Source organism: Mesorhizobium yinganensis, from assembly GCF_040081985.1.
GTDB classification, from domain to species: Bacteria; Pseudomonadota; Alphaproteobacteria; order Rhizobiales; family Rhizobiaceae; genus Kumtagia; species Kumtagia yinganensis.
Genome location: NZ_JBEBMH010000004.1, coordinates 303,390 through 330,161 on the forward strand (window position 1 = coordinate 303,390; position 26,772 = coordinate 330,161).

The window sequence follows — 26,772 nt, forward strand, 5'->3', positions numbered from 1 at the left end:
CGGGCTTTCCGAGTCGTTCCTATCGGCTTGCGGTCAAGGGCGCCTTGTCCGATCCTGCGGTACGACAAAAGCAATGAGGGAAACGCCCGCATGAGCCACCACACGAAATTCTTCATCGACGGCAAATGGGTCGATCCCGTCGTGCCGGCCACGCTCGACGTCATCGATCCGTCCACCGAGGAGGCCTACACCAAAATTTCAGTCGGTTCGAAAGCCGACGTCGACCGCGCCGTGGCAGCGGCCAAGGCGGCGTTCCCGTCCTTCTCGCAGACGACGAAAGCCGAACGGCTGACGCTGTTGAAGCGCATCCTGGAAGTCTACAACGAGCGCTACGAGGACATCGCCCAGGCCGTCAGCCAGGAGATGGGAGCGCCGATCACCTGGGCGCGCGAGGCGCAGGCCTGGGCCGGCCGCGCCCATATGGAAGCCACCATCAAGGCCCTGGAAGACTACGAATTCGAGGAAAAGCGCGGCGGCACCATGGTCGTCAAGGAGCCGATCGGCATCTGCGCGCTGATCACGCCATGGAACTGGCCGCTCAACCAGATCGTCTGCAAGGTGGCGCCCGCCATCGCCGCCGGCTGCACCGTGGTGCTGAAACCTTCCGAGATCGCGCCGATCAGCGGCATCATCTTCTCCGAGGTCATGGAAGCGGCCGGCACGCCCAAGGGCGTCTACAACATGATCAACGGCACCGGCCCAGACGTCGGCCAGATCATGGCCGGCCATCCGGACGTCGACATGGTCTCGTTCACGGGGTCCACCCGCGCCGGCATCATCGTCGCAAAAACCGCCGCCGACACGGTCAAGCGCGTCGCCCAGGAACTCGGCGGGAAATCCGCCAACATCATCCTTTCGGACGCCGATTTCGCCCAGGCGGTGAAGAAAGGCGTCGAGGGCTGCTTCGGCAATTCCGGCCAGTCCTGCGACGCGCCGACACGCATGCTGGTGCCGGCCAGCCGCCACGACGAGGCGCTTTCGATCGCCAAGGACGCCGCCGAAACCTTCAAAGTCGGCGATCCCCGCTCGGAGGATACGCAACTCGGCCCGGTGGTCAGCAAGGTGCAGTTCGACAAGATCCAGGGCCTCATCGAGAGCGGCATCGCCGAGGGCGCAACCGTCGTCACCGGCGGCAACGGCCGCCCCGGTCATCTCAACCGCGGCTATTATGTCAGGCCGACCGTTTTCGGCCATGTGCGTCCCGGCATGCGGATCGAGAAGGAGGAAATCTTTGGGCCGGTGCTGTCGGTCATCTCCTATGACGACGAGGACGAAGCCGTGCAGATCGCCAACGACACGGTTTATGGACTCGCCGCCTATGTGCAGTCCAAGGATGTCGGCCATGCGCGACAAGTGGCCGCGCGGCTGCGCGCCGGCCAGGTCTCGATCAACTATCCGGAGTGGGACACGTTCGCCCCCTTCGGCGGCTACAAGCAGTCCGGCAATGGCCGCGAATATGCCGATTGGGCCATCCACGACTTCCTCGAAACCAAGGGCATCATCGGCTACGGCGATTGAGGAATCCGGCCCGCGCGGGGTGCGGCGATGCCGGCGATCTGCCGGCGCGTCACCTCATTGGCGGTAGCCGGGGCCGGTAACTTGCGCTAGATACACGGCTTTCCCCCGCTCGCGAGGAAAGCCAATGGCGACGACCGCCGACGACCTCATCGATCGCCGCAGGCTGCGGCGCAAGCTCACCTTCTGGCGTGTCGCAGCCCTGCTCGTCGCCGCGATCGCCATCGTCGGCACGACGATGGCGCTCTATGGCACGGAGTTCGCCGGCAAGTCCGTGAACCACATCGCCAAGGTCAGGATCGAAGGCACGATTCTCGAGGACGAGGCCCTGCTGACCCTGCTGGACGACATCAGCAAGGCACCGACCGTCAAGGGCGTCATCCTGTCGATCGATTCCCCCGGCGGCACGACGGCCGGCGGCGAGGCGATCTTCGACGCCGTCCGCGCGCTTGCCGCCACCAAGCCGGTCGTGGCCCAGGTCGGCACGCTTGCGGCGTCAGCGGGCTACATGATCGCCAGCGCGACCGATCACATCGTGGCGCGCAAAACCTCGATCGTCGGCTCCATCGGTGTGCTGGCGCAGTTCCCGAACTTCACCGGCCTGATGGACAAGGTTGGCATCACGCTCGACCAGGTCAAATCCTCGCCATTAAAAGCCGAGCCTTCTCCCTTCAACCCGACCACGGATGAAGAGCGGGCGATGCTGCGTTCGATGATCATGGACAGCTACGACTGGTTCGTCGGTCTCGTCGCCGACCGCCGCCCGCTGACGCGCCCGCAAGTCTTGGCGCTGGCCGACGGCTCGGTGTTCACCGGCCGGCAGGCTCTCGACAAGAAGCTGGTCGACGGGCTTGGCGGCGAGAAGGAGGCAATCGCCTGGCTGTCCAGCAAGGGCGTGTCGGGCACCCTGGAGGTCATCGAATGGAAACCCAAGGACGATGAGTCGAGCTGGCTGTTCAGCCGTGCGACCGCGCAAGCCGTCGGGCAGTTGATCGGGCTTCCCGGCGCGGGCGGCGAGTTTCTTCGCGAAAGCGGTGGTGACCGCTTGTTCCTTGACGGTCTCGTATCAGTCTGGCACCCTTGAGACGGCTCCAGCCTGATTGAAAAATACAAATAAAATCATTCGCCTACTGTTTAGAACACAATAATTGACGGGGACAGCGCTCATGATCAAATCCGAACTCGTGCAGATCATCGCCACTCGCAATCCGCATCTTTTTCTTCGTGACGTCGAGAACATCGTGAGTGCCATCTTCGACGAGATCACCGACGCACTCGCCGAAGGTAATCGTGTCGAGCTTCGCGGCTTCGGCGCTTTCTCCGTCAAGAACCGCCCTGCCCGCACCGGCCGCAACCCGCGCACCGGCGACGCGGTGGAGGTCGAGGAAAAATGGGTGCCGTTCTTCAAGACCGGCAAGGAGCTTCGCGAGAGGCTGAACGCCGAAAAATAGGCCGAATTGGCCGGCATAAGGTCATTGCCGGAAGGCCCGGCCGAACACGGCGTATTCCGGAAATCCTCGTTTACCGGCCGCAAGCTTGGAAAGATCATGTTCAATCGTATCGTGCTTGTCGTCGTATTCGTGCCGCTCGCCATCATCCTGATCGCGCTGGCTGTGGCGAACCGCACGCCCGCGGCCTTCACCTTCGACCCGTTCAATCCCGGCAACCCGGCGCTGACCATCCAATTGCCGCTGTTCTTCCTGCTGTTCGCCGCCCTTGCGGTCGGCATGATCGTCGGCAGCCTCGCCACCTGGTTCAAGCAGGGCCGCTATCGCAAGGCCGCCAGGCAGCGCGGCATCGAGGCACAGGCCGCGCGCGACGCCGCCGCGCGCCAGAACCGCACCGTTTCCAGCACAGCCCTGCCCAAGCCCGGCACATGAGGGCCGCACGATCCGGAGCGACCGCATGCGTATGATCTCGGCCGACGACGTCGACCGTTCACTGACCTTTCCCGCCCTCGTGGAGACGCTGCGCGAGGCGTTCCGCAAGGGCGCGGTGCAGCCGGTGCGGCATCACCATACGATCGACCGTCCGGACGGCGCGGCCTCGACGCTGCTCCTGATGCCGGCCTGGACCGACCTCCATGCCGCCGGCACCTCGGACGGCGGTCACATCGGCGTAAAGATCGTCACGGTCTCGCCCGACAACAACGCAGTCGCCAAGCCGGCGGTGATGGGCCTTTACCTCCTTCTCGACGGCAAGACCGGCGAGCCGCAGGCACTGATCGACGGGCAGCGGCTGACGCAGTGGCGCACGGCAAGCGCCTCGGCACTCGCCGCGAGCTACCTGGCGCGAAAGGACGCCTCGAAGCTGCTGGTCGTCGGGGCCGGCGCGCTCTGCCCTTTCCTGGCGAAGGCCCATTCGGCGGTGCGGCCGATCGCGGAAATCCGCATCTGGAACCGGTCGCGATACAACGCCGATAAGGCGGCCGACACCTTGCGCCAGGGCGGGCTGAACGCAATTGCCGTTTCCGGCCTCGACGCGGCGCTGGCCTGGGCTGACATCGTTTCCAGCGCGACCATCTCGACCGAGCCGCTCGTCCAGGGCGACAGGCTGCGGCCGGGAACCCATGTCGACCTCGTCGGCGGTTTTACCCCCGCCATGCGCGAGGCGGACGACGCGGCGATCAGACGCGCCCGCGTCTATGTCGACACCCGTGCCGGCGCGACCAAGGAGGCCGGCGACATCGTCCAGCCGCTGGCATCCGGCGTGCTGAAACCGGAGGACATCGTCGCCGACCTCCACGAACTGGCGCGCGGCGAGAAGCCCGGCCGGCAAGGCGCGGACGAGATCACGCTGTTCAAGTCGGTGGGCGCGGCGCTCGAAGATCTGGCGGCCGGCATCGCTGTATTCCGGCACATCAGCAGGTAGGCATTTCCCCGCCGACGCTGCCCGACACTCTATTGGCATCGACCTGCGCACCCATCGCCTCGGCGATGAGCCGGAAGTCTTTCTCGCTGATATTCAAGAGCCCGAAACGAAGCTGATAGCCCCAGGTCCGCTTGCCGGCGGTGAGTTCGAGCCGGTCGAGCAGCGGCGCGATCGGCGCCTCCGAGGCATCCGCCCAGTCGACATCGCGACGAAAGGGCGTGAAGCCATCGCCCATCTCGCCCTGATACGGTTCTCCCTTACGAACCACGCCGATGGCGGTGAAACTTTGCAGCCGGTCCTTTTCGCCGTAAACCGCACTCGGCGAGTAGTAGACCACGCCGTCGCCCGGCCGGATGCGGCCGAGCGGCGCGCGCTTGCCATGCGAGACCTGCATGAACCCTTCCCGCCATCCCCTGCGCACATGATCGGCGGACGCGACTGCCAGCCAGAACAATCTTTCCGTCATCTCTCGGCCTCCGGACAGAAGACGCGCAGGCGGTGGCCATCGGGATCGAGCGCGACGAAGGTGCGTCCGAAATCCATGTCCAAAGGCTGCTGGAGTATTTCCAGCCCGCAGCCGGACCAGTCGGCATGGATCGCGTCGACGCTCGCTTTGTCATCGACGGTGAACGCGATCTCGCCACCGCCTCCGGCGGCCTCCGCGCGCGGCTCGACCGTGTGGCGCGACCACAGGCCAAGCTTCAGCCCGTTGGGCAGCGCGAAGAGCACGAAGGTCGGCGAAGATTCGACCGGATCGGCGGCTAGAAGCTGGCGATAGAAAGCGCCACTCTTCTCGGGGCTGTCGACATAAAGGATAATAAAACCCGGGTTGCGCATCGGTCTGTCTCCGTTTCGATGCGGCGACCATAGGCAAAGCCACTGTCAGTTTCCGGCAGCAGCCGTCACATCAGATCAGTCAAATCCTGCGCATGCCGCCACTCGGCAAGCAGGATGCGATGGCGCTTCGGCATCCGCTCACCCGTCGGTTCGGCGAAAGCAATGCGGTCCAGCCGGAAATGGCGGAAATCGCTGCGCGTCTCGCACCAGGCGCCAAGCATCTCGGCGGTGTCGAAGAAGCCGACCAGCACCGGCCAGACGACGCGCTTGGTGGCGCGGCCCTTCTTGTCGGTGTAGCTCAGACGCAGCTTCTGCTCGGCGCGGATGGCGCGGCGGATGGTCGCCAGCGTACCGGCCTCGCGCGAGGCCGACGGACCGGCGAGCAGGCCGCTCGTCGCCGCCGCGTCGCCCATATCGGGCGGCAGCACCGCCGCGATCTTGGCCAGCACATTGGCCGCGGCGCGCGCCAGTTCATCGTCGCCGCGCTGCGACACGAAGCGCAGGCCGAGGATGATCGCGTCGACCTCGTCCTCGTTGAACATCAGCGGCGGCAGCACGAAACCCGGCTTCAGCACGTAGCCGAGCCCCGCCTCCCCTTCGATCGGCGCGCCCTGGCCCTGCAAGGTGGCGATGTCGCGGTAGAGCGTGCGGATGCTGATGCCAAGCTCACCGGCCAACACCTGTCCGCTCACCGGCCGGCGATGGCGGCGCAGCGTCTGGATCAGATCGAGCAAGCGTTCGGAGCGGGACATGGCTCAGGTTTCGCGAGGCGGCCGGCCACGCATAGCCCGCCCGCGCTCAAAGGGGAAACACCTTCACGGCATTTCCGCGCTCGAGCACCTTGTTGACCCCAGACACGCCGGCAAAGGCCGGCGCGCCGGTTGTGGATCCCGGTCAAATCACCACGAAATCGGCGGCGCTCAGGCTGAGGCCCGGCGTGAGCACGGCGAATTTGACCGCCGCGAAATCGGTCCCCGAACCATCCGCGTCATAGAACAGCGAGCCGGTGTCCGAGTTGTAGAAGATGCGGTCGTCGGCATCGCCCGGCGCGAGGAAATTGTCCTTGAACGCCGAGGCATCGAGCGCCCCAAGGCCGAGCGCCGAGAAGATCGCGGCGTCGAGTGCTATCTGGTCGTCGGCGACGCTGAAGTCGAGGATATGGTCGACGTTGCCCGCGCCGAGCGCGGTCGAGAAGCGGAACGTATCCGACCCACCCATGCCGAACAGCCAGTCGTCGCCGCCGCCGCCGTCGAGCACGTTGGCGCCGTCATTGCCGCGCACGCGCTGGACGAGTTCGTTGCCCGTCAGGTTGACGGCATAGGTCGACTGCAGCGAGGTCGTGTTGAGGTACTCGATGCTGAGACCGCCAGCCAACACGAAGTCGACACCGGCATTGACGCGGTCCAGGCCCTCGCCGGCAATTTCGACGATCGTGGCGCCGGCATTGTAGACGGAATATATGTCGCTGCCAGCGCCGCCGGTCAGCGTATCGGCGCCGCCGACGCCGCCGTCGTGCAGATGGTTGGCGCCGGCGTCGCCTGTCAACGTGTCGGCAAAACTCGATCCGCGCAGGTTCTCGATGCCGGCTAAAGTGTCGCCCTCGGCATCGCCGCCGGTGCCGGTGCCGGAAGTGAGATCGGCCACGACGCTGGCGCTCGACCCGCTGTAGCGCGCCCAGTCGATGCCGGCACCGCCCTGGAGCGCATCGGCTCCAGCGCCGCCGTCGAGCACGTCGTTTCCGCCGGCGCCGTTGAGGGCATTGGCTCCGGCATCGCCGGTCAGCACGTCCGCGGAGTTCGAGCCAGAGAGATTCTCGATGCTGCTGAAGCTGTCGCCTTGGGCGTCGCCGCCCGCCGCTGTGCCGGCCGCGAGGTCGATCGTGACGCCCGCGGCGGAAGCGACATAGTCGGCCGTATCGCTGCCGTTGCCGCCTTGCAGCGCGTCGGCGCCGGCACGGCCCGACAGCACGTCGTTGCCATCGCCGCCATCCAGGGCATTGGCCCCGGCATCGCCATTGATCAGGTCGGCGAAAGCCGAGCCGGTGATGTTCTCGATGCCGCTCAAGCTGTCGCCCTGTGCATCGCCGCCCGTCGCCGTGTTGGTCGAGAGGCTGACCGTTATGCCAGCCGCGGAGGTAGCATAGGTCGCCGTATCGATGCCCGCGCCGCCCTGGAGCGCGTCAGCCCCCGCGCCGCCATTGAGCAGGTCGTTGCCACCCGCGCCGTCAAGGGTGTTGGCTCCTGCATCGCCAGTCAGCGAGTCGGCATGGTTCGAGCCGGAAAGATTTTCGACGCCGTTGAATGTGTCGCCCTGGGCGTCGCCGCCCGTCGCAGCGTTGGCCGCGAGGCTGACCGCGACGCCCGCGGTCGAAGCGATGTAGGTGGCCGTATCGATGCCTGCCCCGCCCATCAGGGTGTCCGCGCCGGCCCGGCCCGCCAGCACGTCGTCGCCGTTGCCGCCGTCCAGCACATTGGCGCCGGCGCTTCCGTTGATCGTGTCGGCGAAGGCCGAGCCGACGATGTTCTCGATGCTGCTGAAGGTGTCGCCCTCGGCGTCGCCGCCGGTCGCCTTGTTCGACGAGAGGCTGAGACCGATGCCCACAGCCGACCCCGCATAGCTTGCCGTGTCGGTGCCGTTGCCACCCTGCAGCAGGTCGGCGCCGCCGAGCCCCGCCAGAACGTCGTCGCCGTCGCCGCCGGCGAGCACATTCGCCGCGCCATCGCCGACCAGCACGTCGGCAAAGGCCGAGCCGGTGACATTCTCGATGCTGGTGAATGTGTCGCCCTGGGCGTCGCCGCCCGCCCCGGCATTCGCCGCCAGGTTCACCGACACCAGCGCGGCGGAGCCAGCATAGCTCGCCGTATCGGTGCCGTTGCCACCCTGAAGCGCGTCCGCGCCGCCGCCGCCCTGGAGGCTGTCGTTGCCCTCACCGCCGGCCAGCACGTTGACCCCGGCACCGCCGATCAGCGTGTCGGCGAAGTTGGAGCCGATGAGGTTTTCGATTCCCGCCAGCGTGTCGCCCTGGGCGTCGCCCCCAGCGCCGCTGCCGGCCGCAAGGTTGGCGTTCACCCCGGCGGCGGAGTTGACATAGGTCGCCGTGTCGATCCCCGCGCCGCCATTCAGCACGTCGGCCCCGGCACCGCCATTGAGCAGGTCGTCTCCGCCGGCGCCATCGAGGGCGTTGATCCCGGTATTGCCGGTGAGCGCGTCGGCATGGTTCGAGCCGGAAAGACTCTCGACGCCGTTGAATGTGTCGCCCTCGGCGTCGCCGCCCGTCGCAGTGTTCGCCGCGAGGTTGACCGCGACGCCCGCGGTCGAAGCGATGTAAGTGGCCGTATCGATGCCGGCCCCGCCTATCAGGGTGTCCGCGCCGGCTCGGCCCGCCAGCACGTCGTCGCCGTTGCCGCCGTCCAGCACATTGGCCCCGGCGCTTCCATTGATCGTGTCGGCGAAGGCCGAGCCGACGATGTTCTCGATGCTGCTGAAGCTGTCACCCTCGGCATCGCCGCCGGTCGCCTTGTTCGACGAGAGGCTGAGGCCGATGCCCACAGCCGATCCGGCATAAGTGGCGGTGTCGACGCCGTTGCCACCCTGCAGCAGGTCGGCGCCGCCGAGCCCCGCCAGAACGTCGTCGCCGTCGCCGCCGGCGAGCACATTCGCCGCGCCATCGCCAACCAGGACGTCGGCAAAGGCCGAGCCGGTGACGTTCTCGATGCTGTTGAATGTGTCGCCCTGCGCATCGCCGCCCGTCCCGGCATTGGCCGTCAGGTTCACCGACACCAGCGCGGCGGAGCCGGAGTAGCTGGCCGTATCGATGCCGGCGCCGCCCTGCAAAACATCCGCGCCGCCGGCGCCCTGGAGGCTGTCGTTTCCCTCACCGCCGGCCAGCACGTTCACCGCGGCATTGCCGACGATCACGTCGGCGAACGCCGAGCCGACAATGTTCTCGATGCTATTGAAGGTGTCGCCCTGCGCATCGCCGCCCGCCGCGGCATTGGCCGTCAGATTCACCGACACCAGCGCGGCGGAGGCGGCATACGTTGCCGTATCGACGCCGTTGCCGCCTTGCAGCACATCGCCGCCAGCGCCGCCAGCGAGCGAGTCGTCGCCGTCTCCTCCGTTCAGCACATTGGCCCCGACGCCGCCGGTCAGGGTGTCGGCGAAGGCCGAGCCGACCAGGATCTCGATGGTGGACAGGACGTCGCCCTGGGCATAGCCGCCGGCGCCACTGCCGGTCGCGAGGTTGACCGTGACGCCGGCGGTCGAAGCGGCATAGGTCGCCGTGTCGATGCCCGCGCCGCCATCCAGCGCGTCGGCGCCGGCGCCGCCGTCGAGCAGGTCGTCCCCGCCGGCGCCGGAGAGGCCGTTGAATCCGGCATTGCCGGTCAAGATGTCGGCCTGGTTGGAGCCGCTGACGCTCTCGACGGCGCTGAAGGTGTCGCCCTGGGCATCGCCGCCGGTCGCTGTGTTGGCCAGGAGATTGACCGTGACGCCCGCGGCGGAGGCGATGTAGTCGGCCTTGTCGGTGCCGGTCCCGCCTTGCAAATTGTCCGCGCCGCCGCGGCCCGACAGCACGTCGTCACCGGCGCCGCCGATCAGGACGTTCACTCCGGCATCGCCGTTGAGCAGGTCGGCGAAGGCCGAGCCTGTGAGGTTCTCGATGCTGCTGAAAGTGTCGCCCGCGGCATCGCCGCCCGTTGCGTTGAAGGTCGAGAGGCTGACCGTGACGCCGGCGGCCGAGGCTGCATAACTCGCCGTGTCGGTGCCCGCGCCGCCGATCAGCGCATCGCCTGCTGCGCCGCCCTGGAGCACATCGTTTCCGGCGCCGCCATCGAGACTGTTGGCCCCGGCATTGCCGGTCAGGCTGTCGGCGGAGTTCGAGCCGGAGACGTTCTCGATGCTGGTGAAGGTGTCGCCCGTGGCGTCACCGCCGGACGCGGTGTTGGCGAGCAGATTGACCGTGACGGCAGCCGACGCGATATAGTTGGCCGTATCGCTGCCGCTGCCACCTTGCAGGACGTCGGCGCCGCCGCGGCCCGCCAGAATGTCGTCGCCCGCGCCGCCATCCAGCACATTCGCCCCGGCACTGCCGTTGATCGTGTCGACGAAAGCCGATCCGATGATGTTCTCGATGCTGTTGAAGCTGTCGCCCTGGGCGTCGCCGCCTGTCGCCGTGTTGGAGGAGAGGCTGACATTGACGCCCGCGGACGAGGTGGCATAGGAGGCCGCGTCGGCGCCGTTGCCGCCCTGCAGCGCGTCGGCGCCGCCGCGGCCCTGAAGCGTGTCGTTCCCGTCGCCGCCAGCCAGAACATTCGCCGCGGCGTCGCCGGTCAGCGTGTCGTTGAAGGCCGAGCCTGTCAGGTTCTCGAAGCCGCTCAGGCTGTCGCCCGCGGCGTCGCCGCCCGAGCCGACGCCGTTGACCGTGACCACGACGGCGGCGGCCGAAGCGGCATACGAAGCGATGTCGACACCGTTGCCGCCCTGCAGCACATCGGCGCCGGCGCGGCCCTGGAGCGTATCGTTGCCGTCGCCTCCGGCCAGGATGTTGGCCCCGGCGTCGCCAGTCAGTGTGTCGGCGAAGGCCGAGCCGATCAGATTCTCGATGCCGGACAGGATGTCGCCCGCGGCGTCGCCGCCCGAGGCGGCGCCGTTGACCGTGACCACGACCGAGGCGGCCGAGGCGGCGTAGGAGGCGGTGTCGCCATTGCCGTTGCCGCCCTGCAGCGTGTCGGCGCCGGCGCGGCCCTGGAGCGCGTCGTTGCCATCGCTCCCGGACAGCAGATTCGCCCCGGCGTCGCCGGTCAGCGTGTCGTTATAGGCCGAACCGGTCAGATTCTCGATGCCGGACATGGTGTCGCCCGCAGCGTCGCCACCCGAGGCGGCGCCGTTGACCGTGACCACGACCGCGGCGGACGAGAAAGAATAGCTCACCCGGTCGATGCCGGCGCCGCCGGCAAACGTGTCGGCGCCGCCGAGGCCCTGGAACACGTCGTCGCCGTTGCCGCCGGTCAGCACATTGTTCCCGGCACCGCCCTGCAGCACATCGTTGAAGGCCGAGCCGATGACGTTCTCGACCGCCAGCGAATCACCCTCGGCGGTGCCACCGGTATTGACGTTGGTCAGAAGGTTGATGCTTACCGCCGCGTTGGACGCCGCATAGGTCACCGTGTCATTGCCGACCAGGCCGTTCAGCGTGTCGCCCCCGGCGCCGCCGTCGAGCAGGTCGTCGCCGTTGCCGCCCGTGAGGCTGTTGACCCCGGCGCCGCCGGTCAGCACGTCATTGAAGTTGGAGCCGACGACGCTCTCGATGCTGGTGTAGGTATCGCCCGTGGCATCGCCGCCGGACGCGGTCGACGTGGCCAGGTTGACGGTCACCGCGGCGCTGGAATCGGCATAGCCGATAGTGTCGGTGCCGGCGCCGCCGTTCAGCACGTCGGCGTTCCTGCCGCCTTCGAGATAGTCGTTGCCGTTGCCGCCGTTCAGGGTGTCCGTGCCGTTGCCGCCGATGCCGCTGAAATTATCGCCGAAGAGCTGGTCGTTGGCGTCGAGGCCGTTGAGCGTGTCGTTGCCGCCACCTCCGGACAGGATGGTGTTGATCGATTGGTTGGCGGTCTGGATGTCGTTGAAGCCCGAGCCGAGCGTCCATTCAACGTTGAGGACGGTGGTGCCGCCTGCCGCGGTCCCCGAAACGGTCCCGGCGGCAAGGTTGATGGTGAGGCCCGAGCCCCAGGCGCGGCAGTCGAAGATGTCGGCGCTGCCGGCGCCGCCGTCCAGCGTGTCGCCGCCGCTGCTGAGCTGGATATAGTCGTTGCCGCCGCCGCCGATGACGACGTTCGTGCCGTTGTCGCCGACGAGCTGGTCGTTGAAGGCGCTACCGGTCAGATTCTCAAAGCCGCTCATCGTGTCGCCGGTCGCATCGCTGCCATTGGCGGTGGCGTTCAGGGCGACCTGAACGCCACCGCCAGCGTTGGCGTAGGTGAGCGTGTCGATGCCCGCGCCGCCGGTCATCTTGTCCGCCCCGGCGCCGCCCTGGATGGTGTCGTTGCCGCCCAGGCCGCTCAGCGTGTCATCGCCGGCGCCGCCGTTGATGATGTCGATGCCGTCGGGGTTGAGCGGGTTGCCAACGTCGGTTCCGGTGAGCGTGTCGGCAGCCGCGGTGCCGTTGAGAGTCTGCGTCATACCTTGCCTCCGCCCGATGCAATCGCGTGCCCGCAGCACGGGTGCGACTCATCCTTTCGCCAACCGCAGGTTTTATAGCCTTCGGATCAGAGGTCCAGATGACAGACCCGGCTTATCGGAGCGGAAAGGCTGAGAGCGTTAGAGAACCGTTAAAAATTCGATCGACCGGTTGGTGTCACAGCCGGAACGCCTCATCGCGTTGCGACAACCCGCAAGCCGGCATGTGAGGTGCCGCGCCAGCCGAGTTGCGCCGTCCGGCCCCCTATGCCAAAAGCGGCGCGACCGCCGGAGACCAGTTTGAAATCCACCCGCGACCGACGCCGCGACAATTTTCCGCCCCGCCCCCCCGGCGGGCCGCCCGTTCGCCCGCGCGAGGACCGCAAGGCCGTCGAGCCCAAGGGGGGCCCGGCGCAGGATCCGATACCGGCACAGCGCGTGCTCACCCGCCGCGACGGCGCGCTGCCGGCGGAAAGATTGCCGGTCATCCTCGAAGTCCTGCCCAACGACGACTACGCGCTGCTGGACAGTGGCGAAGGCCAGAAGCTGGAGCAGTACGGCCCCTACCGCATCGTGCGGCCCGAGGGCCAGGCAATCTGGCAGAAGGCGCTGCCTGAAAAGGAATGGCAAAAGGCCGACGCGATCTTCACCGGCGACACGGATGAAGAAGGCATGGGCCGCTGGCGTTTTCCAAAGCAGCCGCTCGGCGAGACCTGGCCGATGCGGCACGACGGCATCGACTATCTCGGCCGCTTCACCTCCTTCCGCCATGTCGGCGTGTTTCCCGAGCAGGCGACGCATTGGGACCACATGGCCGGCCTGATCGAGCAGGCGCGGCGGCCGGTAAAGGTGCTCAACCTGTTCGGTTATACCGGCCTTGCCTCGCTGGTCGCGGCACGGGCGGGCGCGGAAGTCACGCATGTCGACGCCTCGAAAAAGGCGATCGGCTGGGCACGCGAGAACCAGGAGATGGCGCGGCTGACCGACAAGCCGATCCGCTGGATCTGCGAGGACGCGATGAAATTCGCCGAGCGCGAGGAGCGGCGCGGCAGCCGCTACGACATCGTCCTGTTCGACCCGCCCGCTTATGGCCGCGGGCCGAAGGGCGAGGTCTGGCAGTTGTTCGACGACCTGCCGAAGCTGGCCGACATCTGCCGCTCGATCCTGACGCCGAAACCGCTGGCCGTCGTGCTCACCGCCTATTCGATCCGCGCCTCGTTCTTCGCCATCCACGCCCTGATGCGCGACACGTTCGCCGGCATGGGCGGGCGGATCGAATCCGGCGAGTTGGTCATTCGCGAAAAGGGCGCAGGCCGGGCGCTGTCCACGTCCTTGTTTTCCAGATGGGTGGCGGGATGAGTCGTTCACCCCTGAGCAGCGCCCCCAACACCGCTTCGTGGTCGTCCGTTCGGCAGTGGAGGATCGAGGTCGTGCCGGCGTCACCACGTCGGATACTCTGCTGCGAGGCCGGGGCAGTCGCCTATGGCGGCCATCCTCCCCGATCCGGCTTCGCCGGCTCGTTTCGGCATCACCCCCTCACCGGCCCTTCGGGCCACCTCTCCCCCTGCCCGGGGGAGAGGAGAGCAGCGTTGGTGATTTGCGCCAACCTTGCGGCCGTCCGTCCTCTCCCCCGGACGGGGGGAGAGGTGGCCCGAAGGGTCGGTGAGGGGGTGATGCCACGTCGCCTCGCCGCAGGCGAGGCGACGTGGATCACTTGGCAAAGCAGGCCCGCATGCGACAGCCCCGCCCGCGAAGCGGGGGGTCCGAAGGACCACGCGAAGCGTGGGGGCGCATCATGACCACCGAACCGCGCGTAGGCCGCGTCAAGGAAGTCACCAGCCTCGCCAACCCGCTGGTCAAGGACCTGAAGGCGCTGGCGCTGAAGAAATTCCGCGATCAGCAGAACGCTTTTCTCGCCGAGGGCCTGAAACTCATCATCGACGCGCTCGACCTCGGCTGGCGGGTGAAGACGCTGGTCTTCGCCAAGTCGGCGCTGGGCAACCCGGCGGTGGAGAAGGCAGCCGCCCGCGTCGTCGCCAAGGGCGGCGACGTGCTGGAAGTGTCGGAAAAGATCCTTGCCGCGATCACGCGGCGCGACAATCCGCAGACGGTCATCGGCGTGTTCGAGCAGCGGCTGACGAAGCTCTCCGACATTCGGCCGGCGGGCAACGACGTCTGGGTAGCGCTCGACCGGGTGCGCGACCCCGGCAATCTCGGCACGGTGCTGCGCACCGCCGACGCGGTCGGCGCCAAGGGCGTCATCCTGGTCGGCGAGACCACCGATCCGTTCGCGCTGGAAACGGTGCGGGCGACGATGGGCTCGATCTTCGCCGTGCCGGTAGCCCGCGCCACGCCCGAAGCCTTCCTCGCCTGGCGGAAATCCTTCGCCGGCCTCATCGTCGGTACGCATCTGAAAGGCGCGGTCGACTACCGCACCGTCGGCTATGCGGGAAAACCCGTCGTGCTTTTGATGGGCAACGAACAGCAGGGCCTGCCGGATACGCTGGCCGACGCTTGCGACCGGCTGGTGCGCATCCCGCAGGCGGGCCGCGCCGATTCCCTCAATCTCGCGGTCGCCACCGGCGTCATGCTGTTCGAAATCCGCCGCGCGGCGCTGAAACTGGATTCTTGATGGGTTTTCGGTCCTGGACACTTTATGCCGCGCTGGCGGCCGCCGGCGTGGCGCTCGATCAGTGGATCAAATGGCTGGTAGAGACGCGGCTGACCATGCACGAGGCGGTCGACCTGCTGCCGTTCCTGGCGCTCTACCGCACCTACAACACCGGCGTCGCCTTCTCCATGTTCTCCTGGGTGGGCGACAAGGGCCTGATCGTGGTCTCGATCGCCGTCATCGCCTTCGTGCTCTATCTCGCCGCGAAATCCGACCCGCGCCACGTGCTGGCAAGGATCGGCTTCGCGCTGATCGTCAGCGGCGCGCTCGGAAACCTCATCGACCGCGCAGTGTACGGCCACGTCATCGACTATATTTTCTTCCACACGCCGGTCTGGTCCTTCGCCGTCTTCAACCTCGCCGACGCCTTCATCTCGGTCGGCGCGGCGGCAATCGTGCTGCAGGAACTGATCGGCTGGCTGGGCGCTCGAAAGACCGCGCCGTCGGACAATTGATCCATCTGTTTCACCCGACCGGCAGGCCGGCTTCCAGGGATTGCCCTTTGCGGTGGTGTCAGTCGGGGAACTAACCCCGCTGTGATGGCCATGGTTGCAAATTGCAATACCGACCGGTTGTCTGCAATGGGTGGAAAGCGATCACTCTGGTGGCGAGATGATGGAGATTACCTCCATTGGGCTCAGCCGAAGCACCCGCGCGACACCCAGTGCATTGGGAACGATCCAGTAAGGCGTGTCCGGATCATACGGGGCGGGCAGCATGGTCAAGTTGTATAGCGTCTTGGCGCAGACCTCTTCAAAAAGGTATTGGGCCTCTGCCCCGTGATCACCGCGGCGCTCGGCTTTCAAGGTTTTGGCTCGAATGTCGTTGAACAGGTTACGAGCCTTTGGCCACGAGCCACGATCCTCGATCATTCGACCGAGCCGTTCCAACGTCTCCTTGTCCGAGCAATGCGGGGTAAAGAGCTTAATGAGGCTCTGGATATCCTTGAGCATCGACCATTTCGTCATGGTCGGGCATTATCAGAGGCAAATACCACGTCTGGTCCGCTCCCAAACGTCGCCTTCTGGCCCCTATCGGGCCGGAAAGGGTGGAAAGCCGACAACAAACTGATCGAACGTGACGGCTCAATCGTCGAGACTTTTCCATTCTTCCCACTTACCTAACAGCGCCTGATGGCGCTCGGCGAAAGTGCCACGACCGCCTTGAAAGTTCGGAAACGTGTGGGTTCCCCAGTTCGTCCGTTCAATGATGACAGTCTCAGCCTCACCCCTTGTCATACCGACAACAGTCTCGATAGCGCAGACATCTTCCGGCGTGGTTGCGATGATCAGCTGATCAATTAGCGGCCTCGCTTCATCCCAACGTTTGTTCTCCAGAAAACGGCCTTTGGTGTAGCGCGATCTGCGCCCATTCCATCCGCATAGCTCACAGCGGCTGTCCCTGAACCGGTGTTCGCACTTCGGATAACCGTAAATCAGATGAGAACAGTCAGGGCACATGGATAGCATTTTGGAGGCCGACGCAACGTATCGGCTGCGGCATTCGTCGCACCGCCTCCACTCGCGATTATCCGTGGTTGGCTTCCTCATCGTTGACGAATATCAACGCCGACAAACGTCAGCAATGGGGTCGATAGCAGCTCGTCCGGTTCCAAGCGTCGCCTTTTCGCCGCCGAACGGCTGGTGTGGGTGGATTGCGGTCATCGCTAGTTTCGAGTCGTCGCCAAAAGGTTTGCGGCGGCGTCGGGGACCTCTTCAAGCCGGTCTGCCGCCGTTGGATTTTTAGCCAAACTCTCAATATCGGAGCGAAGTTCGGCCAGAATTGCCGGTGACAGATTGGGGCATAAATCCGCTAGGATCGAATGCTTCCAGATGGAGTCATCTGATACGAATACGGCTCTGATATGGGGTACGATCTCGGGACCAGACGCTGAAAGCAACTTCGCAACGGAACTTTCCACTGGCCAATTCGTATCCTGTAGCCAGATCAGAAGCTTGGGAAGAACGGGATTGAGCGCAGGGAAGCCGACTGTGCAGGCTCGCTGGACGGCCGCATGATCATGCTTAGTCTTAGGGACGCATTCGTTGAGGTCCATGTCTCGATCTTATGCAAAAGGCGCTTGTCCGCAAAGGGGTCGGAACCGGACTCTCAGACCCCACCTGGCAGCGCTCAATAGTCCCGACAACGGTGCGGTTATCGCGCTCGACTTGGTGCAGCCTAGCTTGCCAAGGCTCGCCCAAGGCCGCTACCACTTACAGGAGTATTTTCCTAGGATTATTTACTTACCTCCTGATCCATGCGACAATGACGTCGTCTGTGCTGGTGCGGCAATCGAGCGGAACTGGGACGCGCTGAAGCGTATCCTTGCCATGCTTGTCGGCATGGCCGAGATGGGTGCTGGGGGACAGTTTACTTTCTTTCCGCGGAAGGGCGAAGCCGCTTCAAGGTTGGCTCAAGCGGAAAAAAGTAAACTGTCCCCGGCACTTACCCTCCCGCGCCATCTCTACCTCGCCATCCTGCGGCTGTTGCATCCCGCCGAAGCCGCGGCACGGCGCCTCATCATCGCGGCGGCGCGCGGGATCGTGGTGACCCTGCCGCCGCTACGCCCGCGCAAGCCAAAGCCCGCGACCTTGCGAGGGCCGCGCGCCTTCCTGCCAAAGGGGCCGAAAAGACGTCCCAAACCCACCCCGCGCATCCTCTCGCTAGCGCTGCTCGACCCGCCACGGCGTCTGTTCCACGTCTCCCGCCGTACCGTGCCCGCCCACGCCGCTCCGCGCATCCTGGGCCTCGATTTCGGCGCGACATTCCGCCCGCTGCCGCCACCGCCATCGGCGGACGACCCGATCGACGCCGCGCGTCTCGGCCAGCGCCTTGCCGCCCTCAGCGCCGCGCTCGACGACCTGCCGGGACAGGCAAAACGCTTCGCCCGTTGGCGCGCACGGCGCGACGCCGCAATCGCGCGGGACGGCCCCGTCTCCGGCCGGCGCCTCTCGCCGCTGCGGCGCGGTCGCCCACCCGGCGGCCGGCTGTCCAGCTACGACCCCGTCGCGATCCATTCCCGAAAAATCCGCGAGGTCGACGAAATCCTGGCGCATGCCCATGCGCTGGCCGTGTACGCCTTGGACAACCGCGACACGTCCTGACCCTGCGCATTCCTACTCGCGCGAGAAATGGATCGACCGCCACGCGGATTCGTTGTTCGCGTGGCCGCCATGCGTGCCGCCGGCGCGTCGCTCATCCGTTGGCCAAGCCCGCCAAACCGGATTAGGGTAGGCGCAACCATATGGCGAACCGATGCGGCGAGGAGGATGCAACGATGACCGACACTTTCAAGGCCATCCTCGTCTCGCGCGGCGAGGACAAGAAGCAGTCGGTCGCGGTGACGGAACTGACCGACGCCGATCTGATGGACGGCGACGTCACGGTGGCGGTCGAATGGACGACGGTGAACTACAAGGACGGGCTGGCGATCACCGGCAAGGCGCCGGTGATCAGGCGTTTCCCGCTGGTGCCGGGCGTCGATTTCGCCGGCACGGTGATTTCCTCCTCCAATCCCGACTGGGAAAAGGGCGACAAGGTCATCCTCAACGGCTGGGGCGTCGGCGAGACGCATTTCGGCGCTTATGCCGGTCGGGCGCGCGTCAATGGGGACTGGCTGGTGCCGTTGCCGGACAATATGACGACGCGCCAGGCGATGGCGATCGGCACGGCGGGTTATACGGCGATGCTGTCGGTGATGGCGCTGGAGCGCCATGGCATCACCCCCGAGCGTGGGCCGGTGGTGGTCACCGGCGCGGCCGGCGGCGTCGGCTCGGTTTCCGTCGCGCTGCTGTCGCGGCTGGGTCACCACGTGATCGCCTCGACGGGCCGACCCACTGAGAGCGCCTACCTCGCCGATCTCGGCGCGGCTGAAATCATCGGCCGCGCCGAACTCTCGGGGCCGGCGAAACCGCTCGGCAAGGAACGGTGGGCGGGCGGCATCGACGCCGTCGGCAGCCACACGCTGGCCAACGTGCTGTCCATGACCGCTTACGGCGGCGCGGTCGCCGCCTGCGGCCTGGCGCAAGGCATGGACCTGCCCTCCAGCGTCGCACCCTTCATCCTGCGCGGCGTGTCGCTGCTCGGCATCGATTCGGTGATGGCGCCGCGGGAACTGAGGATCGAGGCGTGGCGGCGGCTTGCCGACGAGCTCGATCGGCGCAAGCTCTCGGAACTGACGACGGCGATCGGTTTTGACGGCATCATCGCCGCCGCCACCGATATCGTCGACGGCAAGATCCGCGGCCGCGTCGTCGTCGAGATGTGAGAGCCGGGCCAGGGAATCCGCAAGAAGACTAAAATGCGAGCGTTTTGCAAAAACCTTCAGGAAGAAGGTCGCGCGTAAGTTCTGTGCATGACGGCACCGATACCCCACAGCTCCCTTGACGGGAAAAGCAAGGATACCGGCGACACGGCGCCGGAGCTTCCGTTGCATCCCGAGCCCGACGCGCTGGTCGAGCTGCTGCCGGCCAGACCGAGGAGGCTGCTCCTGCAGGTCGGCGGCATCATCGCCGCGTTGCTGCTGTCGGGCATCGCCAATCTTTTCCACGCGCCGCTATGGGTTGCACTCGGTCTTCTGGCGGCCGGGCTGATCGGCATCCTGTTCCTGTATCGCAGCCTCACCGTCAAAGAGCGCATCGCCAGCGAGGACGCAGGCGCCGAAGCGCCCGCCGCCCGCGTCGAGGCGCTTGCCGACCGCATGTGGGAACTGCACGAGAGCGAGGAACATTTCCTCGGCCTCATCGACGCGCTCGGCGACCTCGTCATCCATCGCGACCGCGAAGGGCGCATCGTCTACGCCAACAGGGTGTTCGCCGACCTCGTCGGCCGGCCGCTGGACGGCCTGATCGGGATGCGGCTCGCCGATCTCGGCATCGAGGTCGGCGTCGTCCCGGACGCGGCCTTCGCCGACGGCGAGTGCCTCAGTTCCACCGACGTCGCCGTGCATACGCCGGCCGGCACCCGTTGGTTCTCGTGGATCGAGCTTTCGGTGCGCGATCTCGCCAGCAAGGCGGTCTCGCACCGCGCCATCGCCCGCGACATCACCGCCCGCAAGCGCGCCGAGACCGCGCTGATCGGCGCCCGCGAGCGCGCGGAGTATGCGAGCGTGGCGAAGTCGCGTTTCCTGGCGACCGTCAGCCACGAGATCCGCACGCCGATGAACGGCATCATGGGCATGGCGAAACTTCTCGCCGACACCAGCCTTTCGGCGGAACAGAAGACCTATGTCAGCGCCGTCTCCACCTCGGCCAGCGCGTTGTTGGCGCTGATCGAGGACCTGCTCGACTTCTCCAAGATCGAAGCCGGCCGCTTCGTGCCGGAGCCGCAGCCGATCTCGCCGCGCGAACTGGTCGAGAGCGTGGTGGAACTGCTGGCGGCGCGCGCCTACGGCAAGGGCATCGGCCTCGGCTGCTACGTCGCGCCCAACGTGCCGCACAGCATCACCGCCGATCCCGGCCGTGTCCGCCAGGTGCTGCTCAACCTGATCGGCAACGCCATCAAGTTCACCGATACAGGCGGCGTGCTGGTCACCGTGGGGCTGAAGCCGGGGACGGGAGACATGGATCTCGTGCGCTTCGCGGTGGCCGACACCGGTCCCGGCCTGCGCAAGGACGACATGGAACGCATCTTCCAGGAATTCGAGCAGGCCGACGGCAGTTCGACCCGGGCGCATGGCGGAGCCGGCCTCGGTCTCGCCATCTCGCGCCGCATCGTCGAGGCGCTGGGCGGCACCATCTCGGTCGCCAGCGACCTCGGCCTTGGCTCCGAATTCGCCTTCGACATCCCTGCCCTGGACGCCAGCGGCTCCAGCCTTGCGCGCGGCGCCGTGCTCGAGGGCCATCGCTCGATCATCCTGTCGAAGAACGAGGTCGAATGTGACGCCATCGCGCGCACGATCCGTGCCCATGGCGGGACCGTCGACGTCGCCTATTCGCTGGAGCAGGCGGTGGAGCTCTCCGGACCTTGCGACGCATTGCTCATCGACGCCTCGATCGAGGCGCCGGACGGAAGGGTGCTGAAGCGCCTGAAGCAGGCCGGCTTCTCCGGCAGCCAGGCGATCACGCTGATCGCGCCGACCGACCGGGGGGCGCTCGGCGATTTCCGCGCCAGCGGCTACGTCACCTTCCTGGCCAGGCCGGTGCGCGGCGAGACGCTGCTGCGCGTGCTGCTTTCCGGCGCGGCAAGCGCGGCAATCACCGCCCTGCCCGCTCCCCGCGCGGCATCCAGGGGCCGCAGCGCGCGGGTGGCGGGGCTTTCGGTCCTGCTCGCGGAGGATAACGAGATCAACGCGCTGCTGGCGCGCACCACGCTGCAGAAGGCAGGGCATCGTGTCGAGGTGGTCAACAACGGCAAGGCCGCGGTCGAGGCCGTGATCGGGCCGCGCAAGGAACGGCACGACGTGGTGCTGATGGACCTGCATATGCCCGTCATGGACGGGCTGGAGGCCATCGCGCTGATCCGTCGTCACGAGGAGGAGAACGATCTGCCGCCGGTGCCGATCATGGTTCTGTCCGCCGACAGCCAGGAGAAGACCCGCCACGACGTTCTCGCGCACGGGGCCAGCGGCTTCGTCACCAAGCCGCTCGACCCCGATGCGCTCGTCCACGCCGTCGAGGAGCGCCTGGCCTGACTTGCCGGCAGCGCATCCGGTTCGAGGCGGCCTCTCCCGCCGTTCACGCTAAGTTCGGCAAGGCTTTATCGGGGGATGGGCTTGAGCGCCGGCTTCCGTCACGGTAGTTTCATACGACTGTTGCACTCGGCTTGTAATGTTCTCCCATGCTCGGCTGCACGAAGGAGGATCACCCGTGCAAACAGTGGTTCCATCGGCCGAAGTCCCCATCGAGGCGAAAGTCGGCCTGATCCCCGGCGTCGAGCCGGGGCTCGGCATTGCTCACAAGACGCTCGGACGCATCGGTTCGCTCGAAGCCAGGCTTGCCCGCAACGACTCGGAGATCGCCGCCGCGCAAGAGGTCCGCTACCGCGTCTTCTACGAGGAACTTGGCGCCAAATCCAACCGGCTGGAGGCGCTTGACCGCCGCGACGCGGACCGTTTCGACGCCTGCTGCGACCACATACTGGTGTTCGACCACGCATTGCCCGGCCCCGAGCACAACCGCATCATCGGCACGTACCGGTTGCTCAATCAGGAGGGCGCGGCCCTAGCCGGCGGCTTCTACTCGGAAGACGAATTCGACCTCGGCTCGCTGATCCAGCGGCATCCGGGCAAACGTTTCCTCGAACTCGGACGCTCCTGCGTGCTGCCGCAATACCGCTCGAAGCGCACCATCGAGACCCTGTGGCAGGGCATCTGGGCGTATGTGCTGCATCACGACATCGACGTGATGGCGGGTTGCGCCTCGTTCCATGGCACGGTCCCGGCAGCACACGCCGAGGCGCTCTCCTTCCTCACACACAATTTCCGCGCCGAGCCCGGCTACGACGTGTCCGCGCTACCCGGCCGCTGCCACCCCATGGATCTGGTTCCCTGCGAGGCGATCAACGCAAAGTCCGCGTTCCTGCGGATGCCGCCGCTGATCAAGGGCTACCTGCGCCTTGGCGCGCGCATCGGCGACGGCTGCGTCGTCGACCATGATTTCGAGACGGTGGACGTGTTCATGATTCTGCCGGTCAAGGAAATCAAGCAGCGCTACATCAGCTACTATTCCGGGGATGCCGGCCGCCTCGCCGCCTGAAACCGCCGAAGCCTTTGCGCCGGCCGTCGAACGGGTGCGCGAGGCAATGCTGTTGCTGCCGGATGTGACCGAGAGCACCTCCTACGGCACGCCGTCGCTGAAGATCGGCAAGAAATTGCTGACGCGGGTCAAGGACCCGATGACGCTGGTCATCATGTGCCCGCGGGAGGAAAAGGCGGCGCTGATGGAAACAGCGCCCGACATTTATTTCGAGACCGACCACTACAAAGGCTGGCCGGCCATCCTCGTCCGCGTCGACGCCATCTCCGACGCCGAACTCATCCACCGGCTGAAATGCGCCATCCGTCTGCAGGCCCCGACGAGGAGAGCGATCCGCGACGACAGATAAGCTGGTCCCCCGGGGTGCAGAGGACCCCTATGGAATATCGTCCGGCCGCCTGCCGGGACGGCCTTTGTAAGGCTCGAGCGTCCAGCCGAACCACAATGCGCCGCCGCGCACGAAGAGCCCGATGACAAAAGCGATGATGGCAGACGCACCGGGAGCCGCGAGCAGCGCGTCCGCCACGACATAGGCTGCCGCCCCCGCGCCGGCCGCCGTGATGTATACTTCCGGCCGCAGCAGCACCGACGCTTCCTGCGCAACGATGTCCCGCAATATGCCGCCGAAGGTGGCCGTCAGCATGCCGGTGATGATGGCCACGACCGGCGAGCCGGTGATGGTCATTCCCTTGGCGGCGCCCATCGCCGCGAAGGCGGCCAGCCCGACCGCGTCCAGCCACAGCAGCCATTTCCAGCGCGAGGCGACCAGATGCGCGGTGAAGAAGACGAATGCCGCCACGACCGCGCAGATCAGCACGTAGACGGTATCGCCGATCCAGAAGACGGGGATGTTGAGGATGACGTCGCGAAGCGTCCCACCCCCAATGCCGGTTATGGCTGCGAGGAAGATGAACCCGACGATGTCGAGCTGCTTTCGCGACGCGGCAAGGGCTCCCGTCGCCGCGAACACCGCGACACCGGCATAGTCCAGGAGCAGCAGCGGATTCATTTGGATCCGGGCCATCAGGGCAGTTGGCAGTAGGCAGTAGGCAGTAGGCAGTAGGCAGTAGGCAGTAGGCAGGATCGGGCCGCTGGCAGCCGGGAGCAAGCTCTATTTTCCGACTGCCGACTGCCTATTGCCTACTGCCGTATTCAAGCATCCCTCTCGGCCTCTCCGCTCACGGGCCCCGGTTCCGCCGGAGCGTCATTCGCCGCCTGGTGCTTCGGGCCGCCCTTGGCGACGCCGACCATCGCGGGACGCAGGACGCGCTCGCCGATCGAATAGCCGGGCTGGACCACCTGCACCACCGTGTTGGCGGGAACTTGCGGGTTCGGCACCTCGAACATGGCCTGGTGGAAATGCGGATCGAACTTTTCACCCTCGGGGTCGAGTTTCTTCACACCATGGCGTTCCAGGGTCGACAGCATCGAACGCTCGGTCATCTCAACGCCTTCGACGAGCGCGGATAGACCGGCATCGGCGGCCGCCCGCACTTCCGCTGGAATGGCTTCCAACGCCCGGCGCAGATTGTCGGAGACCGACAGCATGTCGCGGGCGAAATTGGCCACGGCATAGGCGCGCGCGTCCTGGATCTCGCGGGCCGTGCGGCGACGAAGATTCTCCATTTCCGCGACCGTCCGCAGGGCGCGGTCCTTGAGTTCCTCGTTCTCCTTGAGAAGCTTGACCAACGCCTCGTAGTCGCCGCCCTCGCCGGTCGCCGCCGCCTCGCCCGCTGCCGGGTTTTCTTCAGGCACGCGCTCGTCCTTCGCCTGATCGCTCATCGTCATTTCCCACATTTCCAGAATTCATCGGAGTCGGGCCGGATATCGATGCTATGCGCCTAAAAATCAAGGGGCAGAGGCGTTTCGTTCGGCACGGCAAGAATGGCCGGCGTATAGCCAAAACAACAAACGACCGCTCCCGCGCGGCACAGTTTCGTTCGGATTTTACTCAAATTTTACCATGCGATAATGGCAGGAGACGTTTGCCGGAACCATTCGCGCGGCCCACGGGTTTCTTTGCCGAACAACGGGTAAAGAGGACATGACCGACGACGAGCACCATAAGCCTGCGAAACTCGAGACCGAATTCCGTCGGCAGATGCGCAGCGGCCAAATGGCAAGGTTTGTCGGCACCTTGCCGCTCTATTCGGTCCAGCACGACATGCCGGATCGATTCTCGAAATTGCTGCGTCAGATCGACAGGCTGCCCAACGAGGATGCCGGCGCCATGCGGGGCGCCCACAAGGCACGAAACTGAACGCGACGGCCGGTTCCGACACGCCAGCCGTCGACCTCCCCAAAGCGGCCTCAAGTTGCCTTTGCTCGGTTTCCGTAACGGTCCTCCGTTTCTGCATCGTCGCCTGGCGGTGCGATATGACGGTGCGTCAAGGCCGCGCATGACATAGACAGGTTCGGAACGCCTGAAACGCGAAAAGGTCGGGCCGGATTTTGTCCAGCCCTCGAAGCGATTTCCGTGATAGGATGACCGCCACGCCGACGAATTTTGAGGTCGCCCTATGATCGCCAGCGACAGGGTGTTTGCAGGGTCCATCCCCGAAATCTACAACCGTCTGATGGTGCCGCTTCTGTTCGATCCCTACGCGGCATACCTCGCGGATCGGGTCGTCGGGCTCAGGCCGAGCGATGTGCTGGAGACCGCCGCGGGAACGGGCGCGCTTACCCGGGCCATGGCATCGCGGCTTCCCGCCGGCGCGCGCATCACGGCAACCGATCTCAACCAACCCATGCTGGATCGCGCCGCCGCGACCACACCCGGCAGCGATCGTATCCGCTGGCAGCAGGCCGACGCGCTGGCCCTGCCCTTCGAGGACCGGAGCTTCGACGTCGTGGCATGCCAGTTCGGCGTGATGTTCTTTCCCGACAGGATTTTGGGATACAGCGAGGCGCGGCGTGTGCTCGCGCCTGGCGGCACATTCCTGTTCAACGTCTGGGATCGCCTTTCAGAAAACGCCTTCGTCACCGTCGTCTCGGCGACGCTGGCAAAACTGTTTCCCGCCGATCCACCCACCTTCATGGAGCGGCTGCCGCACGGTTATTACGATCTGGCCGCGATCGGTGCGGATCTCAAAGCGGCAGGCTTTTCCTCGTTCGGAACCGAAACCATCGGCCACGTGGCGACAGCCGCCACGCCGCTCGACGCCGCGACCGCCTACTGCCAGGGATCGCCGCTCAGAACCGAAATCGAAGCGCGCAAGAACCCGTCATTGCAGGACGCTACGCAGGCGGTGGCCGACGACCTTGAGAGAGCGTTTGGGAGCGGGCCTATCCGGGGTCCTATCCGCGCCCATCTGATCGCCGCTTCGCACTGACGTTACCGCCGGTACGGGAACCGCAAGCGCTGGGGTCCCGATCCGAGGCTTCAGCGCGAACGCCGCCAGGAATAGCCCGCGCCCTTGGAGGGTTCCGCCGCCGGCTTGGCGGTCGGCTGGTAGTAAAGGCCGATGCCGCCAACGCGGCCTTCCTCGAGGCGGCGAATCAGCACCGGATTGACAATCTCGAACTCGTTGAAGCCGAGCCTGAGCATATGCGGCAACTGGTCGACCAGAACCTGTCCCGTGGCGCGAACCGCACGCTCGAAACCATGGCGGCTGCGCAGCAATTCGGCCTTGGAAAAGCTACGGCCGTCATTGAAGGCCGGGAAGGCCAGCGCCACCAGCGACAAATCGTCGAGAAGATCGGCGATCTTCTCGACGGGGTCGGCCGGCAACAGGAGCACGCCGAGCCGCTCCTTCGCCGATTTGCGGACCACCGGATCGAGATCGAGGAAAACCTGCAGCGGCAGGATGAAGCGGCCGTTGCCGGCCAGCGCCTCGGCGCCTTCGGCATGCTGCCATTCGTCCTCGCGAAAACCGTCCGGCGTCCACAGGCGCGGCGCGGGCGGGGCGGTCTCGTTCTTCACTTCGGTCATGAGGGCGAGCATATGGCTTATTCTCGGCTTGGTTTCCAGTCTCGCCATGGGCGAAACGGCCTGGCTATTCGCAAAGA

24 protein-coding genes are annotated in these 26,772 nt (G+C 66.1%); 15 read left to right on the forward strand and 9 right to left on the reverse strand.

All coding sequences use genetic code 11. The features are described 5' to 3' along the window. Window positions 1-90 precede the first annotated feature (90 nt). The 5 genes from ABMA59_RS11500 (at window position 91) to lhpI (ending at window position 4,386) form a co-directional block, all read left to right on the forward strand. Window positions 91-1,518: an aldehyde dehydrogenase family protein gene (locus ABMA59_RS11500; RefSeq protein ID WP_349005485.1), complete on the forward strand. Its 1,428-nt coding sequence runs from the start codon at window positions 91-93 to the stop codon at window positions 1,516-1,518. Window positions 1,519-1,642: 124 nt separating this feature from the next. Then, window positions 1,643-2,599 carry a signal peptide peptidase SppA gene (sppA, locus tag ABMA59_RS11505; RefSeq protein ID WP_349005486.1) on the forward strand — a complete coding sequence of 319 codons (957 nt, stop codon included), beginning with the start codon at window positions 1,643-1,645 and terminating at the stop codon, window positions 2,597-2,599. 82 nt (window positions 2,600-2,681) lie between these two features. Further along, the gene (locus ABMA59_RS11510) at window positions 2,682-2,966 is read left to right on the forward strand and encodes an integration host factor subunit beta (RefSeq protein ID WP_349005487.1); all 285 of its coding nucleotides are present in this window, start codon (window positions 2,682-2,684) and stop codon (window positions 2,964-2,966) included. A 96-nt stretch (window positions 2,967-3,062) separates the two neighbouring features. Beyond that, window positions 3,063-3,395, forward strand: coding sequence for a lipopolysaccharide assembly protein LapA domain-containing protein (locus tag ABMA59_RS11515; protein WP_349005488.1), 333 nt, complete (start codon window positions 3,063-3,065; stop codon window positions 3,393-3,395). A gap of 25 nt (window positions 3,396-3,420) precedes the next feature. After that, window positions 3,421-4,386, forward strand: a complete 966-nt coding sequence (gene lhpI, locus ABMA59_RS11520; RefSeq protein ID WP_349005489.1) for a bifunctional Delta(1)-pyrroline-2-carboxylate/Delta(1)-piperideine-2-carboxylate reductase — start codon at window positions 3,421-3,423, stop codon at window positions 4,384-4,386. Here the strand turns inward: lhpI and ABMA59_RS11525 are convergent. The 4 genes from ABMA59_RS11525 to ABMA59_RS11540 form a co-directional block, all read right to left on the reverse strand. Continuing rightward, a complete protein-coding gene (locus ABMA59_RS11525; RefSeq protein WP_349005490.1) occupies window positions 4,376-4,852 on the reverse strand; it encodes an EVE domain-containing protein in 477 nt (158 codons plus the stop codon). The two genes, lhpI and ABMA59_RS11525, sit on opposite strands and share 11 nt — an antisense overlap. After that, window positions 4,849-5,223, reverse strand: a complete 375-nt coding sequence (locus ABMA59_RS11530; protein ID WP_349005491.1) for a VOC family protein — start codon at window positions 5,221-5,223, stop codon at window positions 4,849-4,851. The genes ABMA59_RS11525 and ABMA59_RS11530 overlap by 4 nt, the downstream gene beginning before the upstream one ends. A gap of 65 nt (window positions 5,224-5,288) precedes the next feature. Further along, the gene (locus ABMA59_RS11535; protein WP_349005492.1) at window positions 5,289-5,975 is read right to left on the reverse strand and encodes a helix-turn-helix transcriptional regulator; all 687 of its coding nucleotides are present in this window, start codon (window positions 5,973-5,975) and stop codon (window positions 5,289-5,291) included. A 142-nt stretch (window positions 5,976-6,117) separates the two neighbouring features. After that, entirely contained in the window at window positions 6,118-12,402 is a 6,285-nt protein-coding gene (locus ABMA59_RS11540; RefSeq protein WP_349005493.1) for a hypothetical protein, read from the reverse strand. 297 nt (window positions 12,403-12,699) lie between these two features. Between ABMA59_RS11540 and ABMA59_RS11545 the strand changes: the two genes are divergently transcribed. The 3 genes from ABMA59_RS11545 (at window position 12,700) to lspA (ending at window position 15,525) form a co-directional block, all read left to right on the forward strand. Next, complete coding sequence (locus ABMA59_RS11545) at window positions 12,700-13,758, forward strand: RsmD family RNA methyltransferase (protein WP_349005494.1); 1,059 nt, start codon at window positions 12,700-12,702, stop codon at window positions 13,756-13,758. A gap of 436 nt (window positions 13,759-14,194) precedes the next feature. Beyond that, entirely contained in the window at window positions 14,195-15,031 is an 837-nt protein-coding gene (locus tag ABMA59_RS11550) for a TrmH family RNA methyltransferase (protein ID WP_349005495.1), read from the forward strand. Further along, on the forward strand, window positions 15,031-15,525 hold the full coding sequence (lspA, locus tag ABMA59_RS11555; RefSeq protein WP_349005496.1) for a signal peptidase II: 495 nt from the start codon (window positions 15,031-15,033) through the stop codon (window positions 15,523-15,525). The genes ABMA59_RS11550 and lspA overlap by 1 nt, the downstream gene beginning before the upstream one ends. Before the next feature lie 141 nt (window positions 15,526-15,666). On the opposite strand, the gene ABMA59_RS11560 is transcribed toward lspA, so the two are convergent. Together ABMA59_RS11560 and ABMA59_RS11565 are read right to left on the reverse strand one after the other, a co-directional pair. Further along, a complete protein-coding gene (locus ABMA59_RS11560; RefSeq protein ID WP_349005497.1) occupies window positions 15,667-16,023 on the reverse strand; it encodes a hypothetical protein in 357 nt (118 codons plus the stop codon). A gap of 713 nt (window positions 16,024-16,736) precedes the next feature. Then, on the reverse strand, window positions 16,737-17,126 hold the full coding sequence (locus ABMA59_RS11565) for a DUF5071 domain-containing protein (RefSeq protein WP_349005498.1): 390 nt from the start codon (window positions 17,124-17,126) through the stop codon (window positions 16,737-16,739). Window positions 17,127-17,400: 274 nt separating this feature from the next. Between ABMA59_RS11565 and ABMA59_RS11570 the strand changes: the two genes are divergently transcribed. From ABMA59_RS11570 to ABMA59_RS11590, 5 genes are all read left to right on the forward strand, one after another. Then, window positions 17,401-18,174 (forward strand): hypothetical protein, encoded by a 774-nt coding sequence (locus ABMA59_RS11570; RefSeq protein WP_349005499.1) that lies wholly within the window; start codon window positions 17,401-17,403, stop codon window positions 18,172-18,174. A 173-nt stretch (window positions 18,175-18,347) separates the two neighbouring features. Then, window positions 18,348-19,337: an acrylyl-CoA reductase (NADPH) gene (acuI, locus tag ABMA59_RS11575; RefSeq protein WP_349005500.1), complete on the forward strand. Its 990-nt coding sequence runs from the start codon at window positions 18,348-18,350 to the stop codon at window positions 19,335-19,337. Between the two features lie 87 nt (window positions 19,338-19,424). Next, window positions 19,425-21,701, forward strand: a complete 2,277-nt coding sequence (locus ABMA59_RS11580; protein ID WP_425475898.1) for a PAS domain-containing hybrid sensor histidine kinase/response regulator — start codon at window positions 19,425-19,427, stop codon at window positions 21,699-21,701. 175 nt (window positions 21,702-21,876) lie between these two features. After that, complete coding sequence (gene olsB / locus ABMA59_RS11585) at window positions 21,877-22,764, forward strand: l-ornithine N(alpha)-acyltransferase (protein WP_349005501.1); 888 nt, start codon at window positions 21,877-21,879, stop codon at window positions 22,762-22,764. Further along, complete coding sequence (locus ABMA59_RS11590) at window positions 22,742-23,113, forward strand: MmcQ/YjbR family DNA-binding protein (RefSeq protein ID WP_349005502.1); 372 nt, start codon at window positions 22,742-22,744, stop codon at window positions 23,111-23,113. The genes olsB and ABMA59_RS11590 overlap by 23 nt, the downstream gene beginning before the upstream one ends. A gap of 27 nt (window positions 23,114-23,140) precedes the next feature. On the opposite strand, the gene ABMA59_RS11595 is transcribed toward ABMA59_RS11590, so the two are convergent. Both ABMA59_RS11595 and grpE read right to left on the reverse strand, forming a co-directional pair. After that, entirely contained in the window at window positions 23,141-23,773 is a 633-nt protein-coding gene (locus tag ABMA59_RS11595; RefSeq protein WP_349005503.1) for a trimeric intracellular cation channel family protein, read from the reverse strand. Window positions 23,774-23,916: 143 nt separating this feature from the next. Beyond that, window positions 23,917-24,546: a nucleotide exchange factor GrpE gene (grpE, locus tag ABMA59_RS11600; RefSeq protein WP_349005504.1), complete on the reverse strand. Its 630-nt coding sequence runs from the start codon at window positions 24,544-24,546 to the stop codon at window positions 23,917-23,919. A gap of 262 nt (window positions 24,547-24,808) precedes the next feature. On the opposite strand from grpE, the gene ABMA59_RS11605 reads away from it, so the two are divergent. Further along, the gene (locus tag ABMA59_RS11605; protein ID WP_349005505.1) at window positions 24,809-25,024 is read left to right on the forward strand and encodes a hypothetical protein; all 216 of its coding nucleotides are present in this window, start codon (window positions 24,809-24,811) and stop codon (window positions 25,022-25,024) included. A gap of 259 nt (window positions 25,025-25,283) precedes the next feature. Then, window positions 25,284-26,096, forward strand: coding sequence for a class I SAM-dependent methyltransferase (locus ABMA59_RS11610; protein WP_349005506.1), 813 nt, complete (start codon window positions 25,284-25,286; stop codon window positions 26,094-26,096). 50 nt (window positions 26,097-26,146) lie between these two features. Here ABMA59_RS11610 and ABMA59_RS11615 read toward each other — a convergent pair whose 3' ends face one another. Then, window positions 26,147-26,707, reverse strand: coding sequence for a DUF934 domain-containing protein (locus ABMA59_RS11615; RefSeq protein ID WP_349005507.1), 561 nt, complete (start codon window positions 26,705-26,707; stop codon window positions 26,147-26,149). Between the last annotated feature and the right edge of the window lie 65 nt (window positions 26,708-26,772).

Coding starts and splice junctions, on each gene's coding strand:
- ABMA59_RS11500 (WP_349005485.1), top strand. CDS start 91: ATGAGCCACCACACGAAATTCTTCATCGACGGCAAATGGGTCGATCCC.
- sppA (WP_349005486.1), top strand. CDS start 1,643: ATGGCGACGACCGCCGACGACCTCATCGATCGCCGCAGGCTGCGGCGC.
- ABMA59_RS11510 (WP_349005487.1), top strand. CDS start 2,682: ATGATCAAATCCGAACTCGTGCAGATCATCGCCACTCGCAATCCGCAT.
- ABMA59_RS11515 (WP_349005488.1), top strand. CDS start 3,063: ATGTTCAATCGTATCGTGCTTGTCGTCGTATTCGTGCCGCTCGCCATC.
- lhpI (WP_349005489.1), top strand. CDS start 3,421: ATGCGTATGATCTCGGCCGACGACGTCGACCGTTCACTGACCTTTCCC.
- ABMA59_RS11525 (WP_349005490.1), bottom strand. CDS start 4,852: ATGACGGAAAGATTGTTCTGGCTGGCAGTCGCGTCCGCCGATCATGTG.
- ABMA59_RS11530 (WP_349005491.1), bottom strand. CDS start 5,223: ATGCGCAACCCGGGTTTTATTATCCTTTATGTCGACAGCCCCGAGAAG.
- ABMA59_RS11535 (WP_349005492.1), bottom strand. CDS start 5,975: ATGTCCCGCTCCGAACGCTTGCTCGATCTGATCCAGACGCTGCGCCGC.
- ABMA59_RS11540 (WP_349005493.1), bottom strand. CDS start 12,402: ATGACGCAGACTCTCAACGGCACCGCGGCTGCCGACACGCTCACCGGA.
- ABMA59_RS11550 (WP_349005495.1), top strand. CDS start 14,195: ATGACCACCGAACCGCGCGTAGGCCGCGTCAAGGAAGTCACCAGCCTC.
- lspA (WP_349005496.1), top strand. CDS start 15,031: ATGGGTTTTCGGTCCTGGACACTTTATGCCGCGCTGGCGGCCGCCGGC.
- ABMA59_RS11560 (WP_349005497.1), bottom strand. CDS start 16,023: ATGCTCAAGGATATCCAGAGCCTCATTAAGCTCTTTACCCCGCATTGC.
- ABMA59_RS11565 (WP_349005498.1), bottom strand. CDS start 17,126: ATGGACCTCAACGAATGCGTCCCTAAGACTAAGCATGATCATGCGGCC.
- ABMA59_RS11570 (WP_349005499.1), top strand. CDS start 17,401: ATGCTTGTCGGCATGGCCGAGATGGGTGCTGGGGGACAGTTTACTTTC.
- acuI (WP_349005500.1), top strand. CDS start 18,348: ATGACCGACACTTTCAAGGCCATCCTCGTCTCGCGCGGCGAGGACAAG.
- ABMA59_RS11580 (WP_425475898.1), top strand. CDS start 19,425: ATGACGGCACCGATACCCCACAGCTCCCTTGACGGGAAAAGCAAGGAT.
- ABMA59_RS11590 (WP_349005502.1), top strand. CDS start 22,742: ATGCCGGCCGCCTCGCCGCCTGAAACCGCCGAAGCCTTTGCGCCGGCC.
- ABMA59_RS11595 (WP_349005503.1), bottom strand. CDS start 23,773: ATGAATCCGCTGCTGCTCCTGGACTATGCCGGTGTCGCGGTGTTCGCG.
- grpE (WP_349005504.1), bottom strand. CDS start 24,546: ATGAGCGATCAGGCGAAGGACGAGCGCGTGCCTGAAGAAAACCCGGCA.
- ABMA59_RS11605 (WP_349005505.1), top strand. CDS start 24,809: ATGACCGACGACGAGCACCATAAGCCTGCGAAACTCGAGACCGAATTC.
- ABMA59_RS11610 (WP_349005506.1), top strand. CDS start 25,284: ATGATCGCCAGCGACAGGGTGTTTGCAGGGTCCATCCCCGAAATCTAC.
- ABMA59_RS11615 (WP_349005507.1), bottom strand. CDS start 26,707: ATGCTCGCCCTCATGACCGAAGTGAAGAACGAGACCGCCCCGCCCGCG.